The organism is Streptoverticillium reticulum (assembly GCF_047456005.1).
GTDB classification, from domain to species: Bacteria; Actinomycetota; Actinomycetes; order Streptomycetales; family Streptomycetaceae; genus Streptomyces; species Streptomyces reticulum.
This window is the reverse complement of record NZ_CP179755.1, coordinates 5,036,720-5,050,800: the sequence shown is the minus strand read 5'-3', so window position 1 is coordinate 5,050,800 and position 14,081 is coordinate 5,036,720. Positions and strand designations below refer to the sequence as shown.

General features: G+C 72.2%; 10 protein-coding genes. 7 read left to right on the top strand and 3 right to left on the bottom strand.

Going from position 1 to position 14,081, the window contains the following annotated elements:
* The first annotated feature begins 612 nt into the window (after positions 1-612).
* From ACMATS_RS23080 to ACMATS_RS23070, 3 genes are read left to right on the top strand one after another with little or no spacing between them, the layout of a single operon-like run.
* Positions 613-1,158: a cysteine dioxygenase gene (locus tag ACMATS_RS23080; protein WP_414168900.1), complete on the top strand. Its 546-nt coding sequence runs from the start codon at positions 613-615 to the stop codon at positions 1,156-1,158.
* Between the two features lie 30 nt (positions 1,159-1,188).
* Positions 1,189-2,154 (top strand): 2-phospho-L-lactate transferase, encoded by a 966-nt coding sequence (cofD, locus tag ACMATS_RS23075; RefSeq protein WP_390780153.1) that lies wholly within the window; start codon positions 1,189-1,191, stop codon positions 2,152-2,154.
* Positions 2,151-3,494: a coenzyme F420-0:L-glutamate ligase gene (locus ACMATS_RS23070; protein ID WP_414168899.1), complete on the top strand. Its 1,344-nt coding sequence runs from the start codon at positions 2,151-2,153 to the stop codon at positions 3,492-3,494. The genes cofD and ACMATS_RS23070 overlap by 4 nt, the downstream gene beginning before the upstream one ends.
* 220 nt (positions 3,495-3,714) lie before the next feature.
* Here ACMATS_RS23070 and ACMATS_RS23065 read toward each other — a convergent pair whose 3' ends face one another.
* The 3 genes from ACMATS_RS23065 to ACMATS_RS23055 all read right to left on the bottom strand — a co-directional run bounded on the left by ACMATS_RS23065 (position 3,715) and on the right by ACMATS_RS23055 (position 7,368).
* Positions 3,715-4,614, bottom strand: a complete 900-nt coding sequence (locus ACMATS_RS23065) for a DNA-3-methyladenine glycosylase family protein (protein ID WP_390780151.1) — start codon at positions 4,612-4,614, stop codon at positions 3,715-3,717.
* Between the two features lie 45 nt (positions 4,615-4,659).
* Positions 4,660-5,751: a sugar phosphate nucleotidyltransferase gene (locus ACMATS_RS23060; RefSeq protein ID WP_390780150.1), complete on the bottom strand. Its 1,092-nt coding sequence runs from the start codon at positions 5,749-5,751 to the stop codon at positions 4,660-4,662.
* Between the two features lie 81 nt (positions 5,752-5,832).
* The gene (locus ACMATS_RS23055) at positions 5,833-7,368 is read right to left on the bottom strand and encodes an N-acetylmuramoyl-L-alanine amidase (RefSeq protein ID WP_414168898.1); all 1,536 of its coding nucleotides are present in this window, start codon (positions 7,366-7,368) and stop codon (positions 5,833-5,835) included.
* A gap of 128 nt (positions 7,369-7,496) precedes the next feature.
* Here ACMATS_RS23055 and ACMATS_RS23050 point away from each other — a divergent pair, with 128 nt between their 5' ends.
* From ACMATS_RS23050 to ACMATS_RS23035, 4 genes are all read left to right on the top strand, one after another.
* Entirely contained in the window at positions 7,497-8,249 is a 753-nt protein-coding gene (locus ACMATS_RS23050; RefSeq protein WP_414168897.1) for a TIGR03089 family protein, read from the top strand.
* A 102-nt stretch (positions 8,250-8,351) separates the two neighbouring features.
* On the top strand, positions 8,352-9,668 hold the full coding sequence (locus tag ACMATS_RS23045) for an LCP family protein (protein ID WP_414170773.1): 1,317 nt from the start codon (positions 8,352-8,354) through the stop codon (positions 9,666-9,668).
* A gap of 261 nt (positions 9,669-9,929) precedes the next feature.
* A complete protein-coding gene (locus tag ACMATS_RS23040) occupies positions 9,930-11,657 on the top strand; it encodes an LCP family protein (RefSeq protein ID WP_414168896.1) in 1,728 nt (575 codons plus the stop codon).
* A 610-nt stretch (positions 11,658-12,267) separates the two neighbouring features.
* The gene (locus ACMATS_RS23035) at positions 12,268-14,070 is read left to right on the top strand and encodes an LCP family protein (protein WP_414170772.1); all 1,803 of its coding nucleotides are present in this window, start codon (positions 12,268-12,270) and stop codon (positions 14,068-14,070) included.
* Positions 14,071-14,081: the final 11 nt, after the last annotated feature.

The following is a 14,081-nucleotide window of genomic DNA, read 5'->3' as shown; positions in this document are numbered from 1 at the left end:
CGACACGAGTGAAATTACAAGTGCGGCGATCCGGGGCAGTCAAGCCGGGATCTGCTATTGGGCCCCTTATTCACTCTGCGGAACCAAGGCTGAGCGTAAAGTTGCCAAACCATCACAAGAGTGGACACATCTCCCACTCGTCACAGGGACCCCGCAGCTCCCTTCCGTGAGGGAGGACGCAGAGGGGGTCGACCCCAGTTGCAGCACGGTCCGGCAAGCCTGCCGACGGCCCGGACGGTGCGCCACCTGTCCGGCATTGCAACCGCACAAACCCTTTGCCCCTTTCGGTGACCGGAAGAGGTGAACCAATAACGTCAAAACAGACATCCAGTTGACAGAGGGGCCCGTGGCCCGGTCTCCTTGGTGACATGCCAGCGACCTCCCTCCCCCTGGGGAACCTCAGCCTGACCCGTGCCTACGGGTCCCGCTGTGCTGTTCAGGCGCGCTGTCGCTGTTCCAGCTGTTGATGCGTACACGCTTTCGCTTCTTTCGCTCCAGCTGATCCTTCCGGTCTTTTCCGGCGCTTCCGCACACCCGCACCCCTTGGTGCGACTCGGTGCAACTCGCCGCCCCGGCCTCCGGTCTTTTCTTCCCGTACGAGGAACACCCTTCATGAACAGCGACGTCCAGATCGCCGGCGACCCCCTCGCCATCCCCCACCTGATGCCCCCGCCCGCCGCCCACCCCGCCACCGTCGCCGAGTTCGCCGGGCTGGCCCGTACCCTCGCCGCCGACCGCGCCGCCTGGGCGCACCTCGTGCGCTACGACGCCGTCAGCCGCTGGTACCACCGGCTGCGCACCGGGCCCGGGTACGAGGTCTGGCTGCTCAGCTGGGTGCCCGGGCAGGGCAGCGGGCTGCACGACCACGGGCGCTCCTCCGGCGTGCTGACCGTGGTGCAGGGCGAGCTCACCGAGGCCGGCGCCACCGCCTCCGGCACCGTCCGGCGGCGGCTCGGCCCCGGGGCCCAGCGGGTCTTCGCCCCCGGCTACGCGCACGAGGTGCTCAACGACTCGCTCGAGCCCGCCGTCAGCCTGCACGTCTACTTCCCCGGGCTCACCGAGATGCCGATGCACCGGCCGCAGGCCGCCGCGCCCCAGTGCGTCCCGGGCCTCGGCGGCGCCGGCCGGATCCGGACCGCTCTTCAGGGCGGCTCCTAGCGGCTGCCGGACTGCTGACAGACTGCAGGCATGCAGCAGCGCATTGTGGTTCTGGCCGGCGGGATCGGGGGCGCCCGCTTCCTCCGCGGCCTCAAGTCAGCAGCCCCCGACGCCGACATCACCGTCATCGGCAACACCGGCGACGACATCCACCTCTTCGGCCTCAAGGTCTGCCCCGACCTCGACACCGTGATGTACACCCTCGGCGGCGGCATCCACGAGGAGCAGGGGTGGGGCCGGACCGGCGAGACCTTCGCCGTGAAGGAGGAACTGGCGGCCTACGGCGTGGGGCCCGAGTGGTTCGGGCTCGGCGACCGCGACTTCGCCACGCACATCGTGCGGACGCAGATGCTCGGCGCCGGATACCCGCTCAGCGCCGTCACCGAGGCGCTGTGCGCGCGCTGGCAGCCGGGCGTCCGGCTGCTGCCGATGAGTGACGACCGGGTCGAGACGCACGTCCTCGTGGACACCGAGGACGGGCGCAAGGCCGTCCACTTCCAGGAGTACTGGGTGCGGATGCGGGCCTCCGTGCCCGCCCACGCCGTCGTTCCGGTGGGGGCCGAGCAGGCCAAGCCCGCGCCCGGCGTGCTGGAGGCCATCGCCGCCGCGGACGTCGTGCTCTTCCCGCCGTCCAACCCCGTCGTGAGCGTCGGCACCATCCTGTCCGTGCCCGGCGTCCGCGAGGCCGTCGCCGAGGCCGCGGCGCCCGTCGTCGGCCTCTCCCCCATCGTCGGGGACGCGCCCGTGCGCGGCATGGCCGACAAGGTCCTCGCCGCCGTCGGCGTCGAGTCCACCGCCGCGGCTGTCGCCCGGCACTACGGGTCCGGGCTGCTGGACGGGTGGCTTGTCGACACCGTCGACGCCGGGGTCGTCGCGGATGTCGAGGCCGCCGGGATCCGGTGCCGGGCCGTTCCGCTGATGATGACCGATGTCGCCGCCACCGCTCGGATGGCCTCCGAGGCGTTGGCGCTGGCCGAGGAGGTGCGGGGCGCGTGAGCGGGTCCAGCGGTTCGTGTGTGGATGTTCCCGCATTTCGGGTGTGGGCCGTCCCCGGGATTCCCGAGGTGCAGGGCGGTGACGATCTCGCCAAGCTCATCGCCTCCGCCGCTCTGGGGGACGGGCTGCCCGGGCTTGTCGACGGCGACGTCGTCATCGTCACCTCGAAGATCGTCAGCAAGGCCGAGGGGCGCGTCGCCCTCGCCGAGGACCGTGAAGCCGCCATCGATGCCGAGGCCGTTCGGGTCGTGGCCCGGCGTGGTGCTCTGCGTATCGTCGAGAACCGGCAGGGTTTTGTGATGGCCGCCGCCGGCGTCGATGCCTCCAACACCCCCGCGGGGACCGTTCTGTTGCTGCCCGAGGACCCCGACGCCTCCGCGCGGCGGATCCGGGACGGGCTGCGGGACGCGCTCGGGGTCGAGGTCGGCGTCGTCATCACCGACACGTTCGGGCGGCCTTGGCGCAGTGGGCTGACGGACGTCGCCATCGGGGCCGCCGGGGTGCGGGTCCTGGAGGATCTGCGCGGCGCCGTCGATGCGCACGGGAACGAGCTCGGGGTGACCGTGGTGGCCACCGCCGACGAGCTCGCCGCCGCCGGGGACCTGGTCAAGGGCAAGGCCGGGGGGCTGCCGGTGGCCGTGGTGCGGGGGTTGCCGCATGTGGTGGGGGGTGAGCATGACGGGTCCGGGGCGCAGGAGTTGGTGCGCGATGCGGCCGGTGACATGTTCCGGCTGGGGACGTCCGAGGCCGTGCGGGAGGCGGTGACGCTGCGGCGCACCGTCCGGGAGTTCGCGGACGCGCCGGTGGACCCGGGGGCCGTGCGGCGCGCCGTCGCGGCCGCGGTCACGGCGCCGGCGCCGCACCACACGACGCCGTGGCGGTTCGTGCTGCTGGAGTCCGAGGAGTCGCGGGTGCGGCTGCTGGACGCCATGCGGGACGCGTGGGTCGCGGACCTGCGGGCGGACGGGCGCTCGGAGGAGGCCATCGCCAAGCGGGTGCGGCGGGGGGATGTGCTGCGCCGGGCGCCCTATCTGGTGGTGCCTTGTCTGGTGATGGACGGGTCGCACGACTATCCCGATGCGCGGCGGGCTGCGGCGGAGCGGGAGATGTTCGTCGTCGCGGCCGGGGCCGGGGTGCAGAACTTCCTGGTGGCGCTTGCCGGGGAGGGGCTCGGGTCGGCCTGGGTCTCGTCGACGATGTTCTGCCGTGATGTGGTGCGGGGCGTCTTGGGGCTGCCGGAGCACTGGGATCCGATGGGAGCCGTGGCGGTGGGGCGGGCGGCGGTTGCGCCTGCGGCTCGGCCGGGGAGGGACGCGGGGGCGTTCGTCGAGGTGCGGTAGTCCGTGGGGCGGGGGTGGGGTGGGAGCGGGGCGGGCCCTTCCGGGGACTGGACTTTTTGTGACGGTCCGTTCCGCGTGAGGGTGGCCCGACCTTGCGTCACAAAAAGTCTTTACGTCCCTCTCCAGGGCCCGCCCCGCTCCCGCCCCACCCCCTTGCGTTGCCGGGTAATCAGGCGGGTGGGTGGGCGAAAACCACGCGTCCTGGGGTGCCTCCCGGCGGTCAGAGGCGGGCGATGTCCCCGACCGGGAAACGCGGTGCCCTCCGCGGCGGTACCGGGGCCGTCAGCAGGATCAGGCGGCATGCTCGGTGGCGCTGGCCCTCGTACGGGGCCAGCAGTTCCAGCATTCCCTCGTCGTCCGTGCCCCTGGCGCCCGTGAGGGCGTAGCCGATGATCTTTGGTAGGTGCAGGTCGCCCGTCGTCACCGCGTCCGCCGCGCCGTTGCTGCGCTGCAGCGTCTCCGCCGTCGTCCACGGGCCGATCCCCGGGATCGCCTGAAGGCGTGCCGCGGCCTGATGGTCGTCCATCGCGGCCGCCTCCTCCAGGCGGGTCGCCGCACGGGCGGCGCGAATGATCGTCGACGAGCGTTTTGCGTCCACGCCCGCCTTGTGCCACTCCCACGTCGGGATCGAGGTCCAGGTCCTCGGATCCGGCATCACTCGTAGTCCTGCCAGCGGACCCGGGGCCTCGTCTCCGTGGCGTTGCAGGAGCAGGCGCCACGCGCGGTACGCCTCGTCGCTGGTCACCTTCTGCTCCAGGATCGCCGGGATCAGCGATTCGAGCACCAGGCCCGTACGGGCCAGCCGCAGGCCCGGGTTGCGGCGGTGCGCCTCGTGGAGCAGGCGGTGGCGGGGGGTGAACCTCTCCGGGGCGTCCTTCGACCCCAGGAGGGTGGGGAGGTTGTCCAGGAGCCACGTTGCTCCTGGACCCCAGGACTCTGCCTCAATGCCGGCCGTGGTCGGCCTCACGTGCAGCGTTCCCGGTCCGGCAGGGGTGCGGCTCGACCGCCAGATCCCGCCGTCCGTCACCCTGTACGCGGGGTCGCCCGGTCCCCTCGCCAGGACGCCCAGTGTGCGTCCCAGGTCGTACGGGCCCGGCGGGGTCCACGTTCTGGTGGCCATTCGGCCAGGGTACGTCCGACCGGGGCGGTCACCGGCCGTGGGTTTCTATTGGTCCGACGAGAAGCGGATCGTTCCTTGTGGGATCACCGCTTCGCACCAGATGCGGGCTCCCGCTCGTAGTTCGTTGTCCGCACCGATGTTTGCGTTGTCGCCGACCACCGCGCCGTCCAGCACGCAGCGGGCTCCCACGCGGGCTCCTGCACCGATGAGCGAGTCCGTCACCTGGGCACCTGCTTCGACGACCGCACCGTCCATCACCGTGCTGCCCTCGATGCGCGCCCCCGACTCCACCCGTGCGCCCTTGCCGATCACCGTGCCGCCCATCAGCTTGGCGTCCTGCGCCACCTGCGCATCACCCAGCACCAGGTGCTCCCCGCAGCGGCCCGGCACCGCCGGGGACGGGGCGCGGCCGAGGACCAGGTCCGCCGAGCCGCGCACGAAGGCCTGCGGGGTGCCCAGGTCGAGCCAGTAGGTGGAGTCGACCATGCCGTGCAGGTGGGCGCCTGCGGAGAGGAGGTTCGGGAAGGTCTCGCGTTCCACCGAGACCGGGCGGTTCTCCGGGATGGTGTCGATGACCGAGCGGTTGAAGACGTAGGCCCCGGCGTTGATCTGGTCGGTGACGATCTCTTCGGGGGTCTGAGGCTTTTCCAGGAACGCCGTGACCCTGCCCGTTTCGTCCGTGGGGACCAGGCCGAAGGCCCTGGGGTCCGCCACTCGCGTGAGGTGCAGGGAGACGTCCGCCTTTGCCGTGCGGTGCGTCTTCAGCAGCGCCTTGATGTCCAGGCCCGTGAGGATGTCCCCGTTGAAGATCAGGACCGGGTCGTCGGGGCCCGAGTGCAGGCGCGAGGCGACGTTGCGGATCGCCCCGCCCGTGCCCAGCGGCTCCTCCTCCGTGACGTACTCCAGGTGCAGGCCCAGGGCGGATCCGTCGCCGAAGTACGGCTCGAAGACCTCGGCCAGGTAGGACGTGGCCATCACGATGTGCTCGATCCCGGCCGCGCGGGCCCTCGCCAGCTGGTGGGTGAGGAACGGGACGCCCGCCGCCGGGACCATCGGCTTGGGGGTGTGCACCGTGAGCGGGCGCAGCCGGGTCCCCTTGCCGCCGACCAGGAGGATCGCTTCTGGCGAAGAAGTCAACTGTTGTCTCTGCTTCCTGCTGGGGCCGGGCCGTGGACGGCGGCCAGTGTATGCAGAATCCTCGACTCCGCTTCGCGCCGGTCAGCGGCCCTGGAGCCGGGCTGCGGTCGAGCGGATGGTGCCGAGACGGGAGTACAGCTTGTCACCGGGACATTCCGTGGCATAACCGTCGCGATGCCCTGAAATCGCCTTGACCTTGACGGTCGTGCCCTTCTTGTAGAGGTTGCCACCTCCCGAGACCAGGGACACCGAGCCCTTGGGGTTGATGCCGAACAGGCCGAGCTTCCACGCGGCGAGCCTGGCCACGGCGTCCACGGCCGCACCGGGGGCGCTGTTCTTGCTGAACGTGCCGATCACGGCGATGCCCATGCTGTTGGTGTTGAAACCGAGCGTGTGAGCACCCTTGACGGCCTTGGCCACGCCGCCCGCCCGGCCTTCGTAGACCGTGCCGCACTTGTCGACGAGGAAGTTGTAGCCGATGTCCCGCCAGCCGCTGCTCACCACGTGGTAGCGGTAGATACCGCGAATGACGGAGGAGGCCTCCGAGCAGCTGTAGCCGTTGCCCGAGGCGGTGTGGTGGACGAAGGCCGCCTTGACCGTCTTGGTGTAGGCGAACTGCCGCTCGCGCATGGACTCGTCGGCCCCCCAGCCCGCGCGGGTGACGATGCGCGGGCGCGGGCCCACGTAGCGCCCCGCGGACTCGGAGTCGTCGGCGTTCTCCTCCGCGCCCCGGTCCGTCTCGGGGCTCAGCGGGATGCTGGCGGTGTCCTGGGAGGACGCCGTCTCGGGCACGTCCTGGGTCTCCGGGTCCTCCGTGTTCCAGTCGGCGGTGATGCGCCCGATGCCGATGTGCGCCGCGGCGACGTCCCGCTGGGAGTCCGGGCGGTCCGCGGCGGGGATCTCGGTGGCGCCGAGGGGGGCCAGGGGGGAGTTGGCCGCGGAGGCGGAGGAGGCCCCCTCGTTGTCGCCGCCGGGGACCGGGCCGGGCGGGGTGACGGCCCGCCGGCCGTGGCCGCCGGCGGGCGCGGGGGCCGGGTCGCGGCCCGGGTCCACGAGTTCCGCGCGCATGCCCCGGGGCAGGCCGCCGCCGTGGCCCGCGGGCTGCCGGTCGGCCGTGGGCTCCGGGCGGACCCGTACCTGGACGGCGTCGGAGGCGCCGACCCACAGCGGTGCGGTGGAGCCGTGCACCTTGGAGTGGCGGCCCTCGTCCGAGTCGGGGTCGGGGCGGTCGTCGTCGTGCGCCTGGATGTCCTGCCAGCCGGACCACGCGTGGGTGGCCGCCCCGCGCGTGCGGACCTGGACCCGGCCGTGCAGTTCGGTGTCGGCGTCGTCCCAGACGATGCCGATCAGCGAGAACGGCCGGACCTCCTGGGCCGGCAGGCCCATCCCGGCCGTCCCGGACGCCGTGCCGTACGCGTGGCGGGCGGTGCCGAGCGGGACCAGCGGGAGCGAGCGCGTCGCGCCGGCCGGCGCGGCGGGGGCTGTGCCGGTGACGGGGGGTCTCCTCTCCGGCCCGGTCGCGCGGTGCGGCACTGCCCCGAAGGAGGCCGGGGCCAGGAGCGGCAGGGTGAGGGCGGCGCAGGCGGTGACGGCGGGGGTGACGAGGATTCCACGCATGGAAGAAACCTGAACACAATGGGACATTCATGTCCATTGCTCAACTGCTGGTATGTCGGCCCGGAGCGGCCCGGGGACACCCCCCGTCCGACTGACCGTCACCCCTCGCCCCGCGTACCCTGGCGCGGATGAACGCCACCGACCGCACCCCCGCCGACCTGCTGCGTTCCGCGCTCGCCGCGGACCCGGCCCGCCCGCTGGTGACCTTCTACGACGACGCCACCGGCGAACGCGTGGAACTCTCCGTGGCCACCTTCGCCAATTGGGTGGCGAAGACCGCCAATCTGCTGCAGGGCGACCTCGCCGCCGAGCCCGGCGACCGGCTCGCCCTGCTGCTGCCCGCCCACTGGCAGACGGCCGTCTGGCTGCTCGCCTGCTCCTCGGTGGGCGTGCTCGCCGACGTGGGCGGCGACCCGGCCGCCGCCGACCTGGTCGTCAGCGGGCCGGACACCCTGGAGCGGGCGCGCGCCTGCTCCGGCGAGCGCGTCGCGCTGGCCCTGCGCCCCCTGGGCGGCCGCTTCCCCGAGCAGCCGCAGGGCTTCCTCGACTACGCCGTCGAGGTTCCCGCCCAAGGCGACCGCTTCGCCCCGTACGCCCCCGTGGACCCCGACGGCCCGGCGCTGGCCGTGGGCGGGCTGGAGCTCACGGGCGCGGAGCTGGTCGGGCGGGCCCGTGCGGACGCCGCGCAGCTCGGCCTCGGAGCCGGCTCGCGCCTGCTGTCGGGGCTGTCCTACGACGACTGGGACGGCCTGTCGGCCGGACTGTTCGCCCCGCTCGCCACAGGCGGCTCGGTGGTGCTGTGCCGTCACCTCGGCCTGCTGCCCGCGGACGGCCTGGAACAGCGGCGCGCGAGCGAGCGCGTCACCGTGACGGCCCTCTGACGCTGCCGGACGGCCGGTTCCGCGCGATGATCGACGGTACGCCGACGACCCCGCGCGGGAAGGACGCAGTCAGCCGTGAACCACAGCCCTGGCAGGCCCCGCCTGCCGGACGGACCCCTCTTCAGGGGGCCGGACGGCGGGGCGGGCCTGTCCCGGCGCTGGCTGAGGGCGATCGCGGCGGGCACGGCACTGCTGGTGCTGGCCGTGGCCGGGATCGGATGGGTGCTCTACGAGCAGCTCAACAGCAACATCCACACCGACGACGAGACCGCCGCAGAGCTCAAGCGCTGGGAGAAGGAGCGCCCACTGGCCATGGTCAACGGCGCCCAGAACATCCTGATCATCGGTTCCGACACCCGCAGCGGCTCCGGCAACTCCCGGTACGGCGAGGACAGCGGCACCCAGCGCTCGGACACCACGATCCTGCTGCACCTGGCCGCCGACCGGCGCAGCGCCACCGCCGTCAGCCTCCCCCGGGACCTGATGGCCACGATCCCCCGCTGCCGCAAGCCCGACGGCAGCTACACCAACGAGCGCTTCGCGCAGTTCAACTGGGCCTACGAACTCGCCGGCACCGCCTGCACCATCCGCACCGTCGAGGGCATCAGCCGGGTCCGCATCGACCACCACATCGTCCTGGACTTCAGCGGCTTCAAGCGCCTGGTCGACTCCGTCGACGGGGTCGAGGTCTGCCTGAAGAAGCCCGTGGACGACCGCGAGGCGCACCTGACACTGCCCGCCGGCCGCCAAGTGCTCCACGGGGAACAGGCGCTGGGCTTCGTCCGGGCCCGCTACAGCCTCGGCGACGGCAGCGACACGGAACGGATGGGCCGTCAGCAGCTGTTCATGGGCGCCCTGTTCCAGGAGATGCAGAGCGACGGCGTGCTGCTCAACCCCGCACGGCTCTACCCCGTGCTCGACGCGGCCACCAAGTCGCTCACCACGGACTCCGGGCTCGACTCGCTGCGCAAGATGTACGACCTGGTGCGCACCGTGCGCAACATCCCCAGCAACCACGTGCAGTTCCTGACGGTGCCGCGCAAGCCGTACCCGTACAACTCCGACCGCGACGAGCTCGTCCAGCCGGACGCGGACCAGTTGTTCGAACAGCTGCGCATGGACCGTCCCGTGACGGTGAGTGAACACGTCCGGCCCGCGGACGGCAAGCACGGCGGGCGGCGTCCTCCGCGGACCCGGCGGGACGACGACCCCGATCCCGTCGACGTCCCGGAGAGCGGGACCGGCGTCGCGCCCGAACCCCCCGCGGCGCACCGGTCCGTGCTGCCGTCCGCGCCCGCTTCGCCCACCGCGGGCGGGCGTTCGCAGGAGACCGCCGGGCCTGCTCCGACGCCGTCCACCAGGCCCGATGCCCCGCCCACGTACCAGGGGACGACCGCCGCGCGCGGCATCTGCGGCTGAGCACCGCCGAAAAGGTGCGATCATCTCTTTCACCCCCGCGTTCGCCGAGGCGTTCGTACCCGCGAAGGGATCGGGGGGATCGCCCAGTTGTCGGGAGTGCTTTTTGTCCCCGGCGTCGTTGGACGCTGAACTGGGCGGATAGTGTGAGCGATCCGGTGCGCGCTGCCGGCTCGGCGCGCACTGCACAGACGACGTGAAGGTGATCGGGCGCCCCCAGGGGGACGGGCGCCGGGTGGCACCCGACGGAGGATTCAGGCGACCGTGGACGCGCAAGGCCGTGGGCGAGCGGGTGGCATCGACCCCGCCGACCAGTGGGTGTTCGACCCCAAGACCGGCAGCTATGAGCTGCGCCTCGACGAGACGGGGGAGCCGTCGGCCCCCGCCGGCACCCCCTCCGCCCCCGCCGCCCGGAGACCTCGGCCCCGTCCCGCCGCCCGCCCGGTGCCCGGGCAGCGCGGCACCGCCGCCGGGCGCCGGACCGGCGGCGGCAAGGCGGCGGGCGCGGACCGCCGCAGGCCCAAACCGAAGAAACGGACCGGCAGGAAGAAAGCCCTGATCTGGACGGGCGGCACGCTGGCCTTCGTCCTGGTCGGCGGCTCGGTGGGCGCGTATCTCCTCTACGAGCACCTGAACGGCAACATCGACAAGGTCGACGTCGGCATCGACAACGCGGCCGTCACCAAGGGCCCGGTCAACATCCTGGTGATCGGCACCGACAAGCGCTCCGGCAAGGGCAACACCGGCTACGGCGACGACGGCAGCGTCGGCCACGCCGACACCACCGTGCTCTTCCACGTCTCGGAGGACCGGACGAACGCCACCGCGCTCTCCATCCCCCGCGACATGATCACCGACGTCCCGGACTGCCCCACCAAGTCCGGCGGGGTGACGAAGACGATCCCCGGCTCCAAGAACGTCCGCTTCAACGAGAGCCTGGGCCAGGAGGATCGCGACCCCGGCTGCACCTGGCGGACGGTCGAGCAGCTGACGGGCCTGAGGGTCACCCACTTCATGATGGCCGACTTCAACGCCGTCAAGGAGCTCTCCTCCGCGGTCGGCGGCGTCGAGGTGTGTCTGGGCAAGGACATCGACGACCCCAAGTCGCACCTCAAGCTGAGCAAGGGCCGGCACGAGATCCAGGGCGAGGACGCGCTGGCGTTCGTCCGGACCCGGCACAGCGTCGGCTTCGAGAGCGACCTGGACCGCATCAAGCTCCAGCAGCAGTTCCTGAGTTCGATGATCCGCAAGATGAAGTCGGGCGACACGCTCACCAACCCGAAGAAGCTCTACGACCTCGGTGACGCGGCCACCAAGTCGCTGACCGTCGACACCGGCATCTCCTCCGTCGGCAAGCTGGCCAGCCTGGGCAAGGAGCTCAGCAAGGTCAATCTGAAGAACATCACCTTCGCCACCCTGCCCGTCGTCGACAACCCCGCCGACGGCAAGGTGCACAAGACGGTCGTGCTGGACAAGGCGAAGGCCGACCCGCTGCTGGCCATGGTGCGGCAGGACGTCTCCCTCACCGAGGTCAAGGAGAAGGAGAAGAAGGCCCAGGAGGACGCGGACGCCAAGCAGCAGGCACTGCTGCAGGGCCCGAAGGCCGAGCCCGCGAACGTCAGGGTGCGGGTCTTCAACGGCAGCGGCCGGATGGGCGCCGCCCAGGAGACCGTCGCCTGGATGCAGAACTCCAAGGGCATGACGCGCACGAGCAACGGCGGCAACGCCACGGGCGGCAAGGCGGACAAGACGGTCCTGGAGTTCGCTCCCAACCAGGCCGACCAGGCCCGGCGGCTCGCCGACGCCATGGGGCTGCCCGCGGACGCCCTCCGGCAGAGCGGCGGCGACGCGGCGCCGAAGGCGGAGATGAAGCTCACGCTCGGCGCGGACTTCAAGGGTGCGGGCACCCCCGTCTCGGACCCGGCCCCGGCCAAGGCGCCGGAGGGCGTGCAGAAGATCGAGGCCGACGACCAGAACGTGTGCGCGAAGTAGGACGGTACGTCCGTCGAACACAGTTACGCGCCGCATAATGCAGTAACACAGTCCACCGTGCACGAACCGGCACAACACGCATGCCCATCGGGCCGGACGCACGCACCACTTCAGGGGAGGCCCGATGCGCCAGAGCAGCGGAGGCGACCGGGCCGGGGGCCCGGTCGCGGCGACCGAGGCGAACGCCGGGGGGCCGGCCCCGGCCGGTACCGGTGCCGCTGCGCGGGGCGGGGACCGGGCGCAGCCGGGTGCCGCTGCGCGGGCCGATGAGGCGGCGGAAGCCACCGTGGCGGCAGAGGCCGAGGGGCCGGCGCCGGCCGGGATACCAGGGCCGGGCGAGGGCCCGGCGAAGACCAAGACCCCTGCGACGGGCGGGATCCCGGGACAGGCCGAGGGTTCGGCCGAGGGCGGGGGCCCGGCGGAAGCCGGGGGCCCGGCGAAGGCCGGCATCCCCGCGCAGGCCGAGAGCCCGGCCAAGGCCGACGGGCCGGCCGAGACCGGGGCCGCTGCGCAGGCCGAGAACCCCGCGAAGAGCGGGGGATCCGGGCAGGCCGAAGGTTCGACCGAGGGCGGGGGCCCGACGAAGGCCAAGAGCTCGACGAAAACCGGTATCCCCACGCAGGCCTCAGGCCCCGCGCAGGCCGAGAGCCCGGCGAAGGCCGGCATCCCCACGCAGGCCTCAGCCCCCGCGCAGGCCGACGGTGCAGCGCAGGCCGACGCCGCCGCGCAAGCCGACAGCGCGACGCAGGACCAAGGCCCGGCGCAAGCCGACAGCCCCGCGGAAGCCGGCGACGGCTCCGGCGGTGACGGTGGTTCCGGTGACCGTCCTGCGGGGGCCGGCGGTGGGGCCGCCAAGCGGAAGCGGACGTTGCGAATAGTGCGGTGGACCGCCCTCGGTGTGTCCGTGGCCGTGCTCGCCGCGGCCGGGGTGGGGTACTTCTACTACGAGCACCTCAACGACAACATCAGGAAGGGCGCCCTCAACCTCGGCGACAAGCAGCTCGACCGGCCCGTCGCCAATGCCGAGGGGCAGCGCCCGGTCAACATTCTCCTGCTGGGGTCCGACAGCCGGGCCACCAAGGAGAACCAGGACCTCGGCGGTGCCCGCGACGACGCCGACCGGCCGCCGCTCGCCGACGTCCAGATGCTGGTGCACGTCTCGGCGGACCGCAGCAACATGTCCGTCATCAGCGTCCCGCGCGACACCCGGGTGACGATCCCCAAGTGCACCGACCCGGACAGCGGCAAGGTCTACAAGGAGACAACGTCGCAGATCATCAACACCAGCCTGGTGAACGGCGGTCCGGGCTGCACGGTGGCCAGCTGGGAGGAGCTCACGGGCATCCCCATCGACCACTTCATGATGATCGACTTCTCCGGCGTGGTGAACATGGCCGACGCCGTCGGCGGCGTCCCGGTCTGCGTGGACGCCAACGTCTACGACGACAAGTCCGGGCTGCGGCTGCCGAAGGGCACGCACACGGTCAAGGGACAGCAGGCGCTGCAGTGGCTGCGCACCCGCCACGGCTTCGAGGACGGCAGCGACATCGGCCGCACCCACGCCCAGCACCTGTACATGAACTCGATGGTCCGTCAGCTGAAGGCCGGCACCAAGCTCTCCGACCCGGCCCAGCTCACCGGCCTCGCCGAGGCCGCCACCAAGGCGCTGACCGTCGACAAGGACCTCGGCTCGGTCAAGAAGCTCTACGACCTGGCCGACGACATCAAGCGGGTGCCCTCCGGCCGGATCACCATGACCACCATGCCGTGGGTCGCCGACCCCCAGGACCCCGACGCCCACGTGATACCCAAGCCCGGCGACGCGGACAGGCTCTTCTCGCTCGTCCGCAACGACATCGCGCTGGACGGCAAGGACAAGAAGAAGGACGAGGGCGGCGCCACGGGCACCGCCCCCGCCTCGGCCAAGGCGAACATCCCGGTGACCGTCTTCAACGGCACCGGCACCGTCGTCCTCCCGCCGGCCACCGGGCGCGGCGCCGACATCGCCGCGCTGCTGGTCAAGCAGGGCTTCGCCAAGGCCGTCTCCGACTCCACGCCCCGGGCGCAGGCCGACACGACGATCACGTACCCGAGGGCCGCGCTGCGCAGCGACGCCCTGACCGTCGCCAAGTCGCTCGGCCTGCCGGAGACGGCGGTGCGGCTGTCGCCCGAGGTGCAGCAGATCACCCTGGTCGTCGGCGGCGACTGGCGGGAGGGGGCGGTCTACCCGAACGGCGACGGTGGCGACACCGGGGCGCCGGCTCCGGACACCTCTGCCTCCGCGTCCGCGTCGCCCGACGCGAAGAACGGCGCCCGGAAGCCCGGCGACAACAAGGCGCCCGAGAGCGCCGACCCCCTCAACGGCGACGACAAGTCGGCCTGCATGAAGGTCAATTCGCTCAACCGCTGGTGATCCGGCGGGGG

Bases quoted from the DNA above. Each gene is read 5' to 3' on its own strand.
- ACMATS_RS23080 (WP_414168900.1), top strand. From the start codon at position 613: ATGAACAGCGACGTCCAGATCGCCGGCGACCCCCTCGCCATCCCCCAC.
- cofD (WP_390780153.1), top strand. From the start codon at position 1,189: ATGCAGCAGCGCATTGTGGTTCTGGCCGGCGGGATCGGGGGCGCCCGC.
- ACMATS_RS23065 (WP_390780151.1), bottom strand. From the start codon at position 4,614: ATGGCCACCAGAACGTGGACCCCGCCGGGCCCGTACGACCTGGGACGC.
- ACMATS_RS23055 (WP_414168898.1), bottom strand. From the start codon at position 7,368: ATGCGTGGAATCCTCGTCACCCCCGCCGTCACCGCCTGCGCCGCCCTC.
- ACMATS_RS23050 (WP_414168897.1), top strand. From the start codon at position 7,497: ATGAACGCCACCGACCGCACCCCCGCCGACCTGCTGCGTTCCGCGCTC.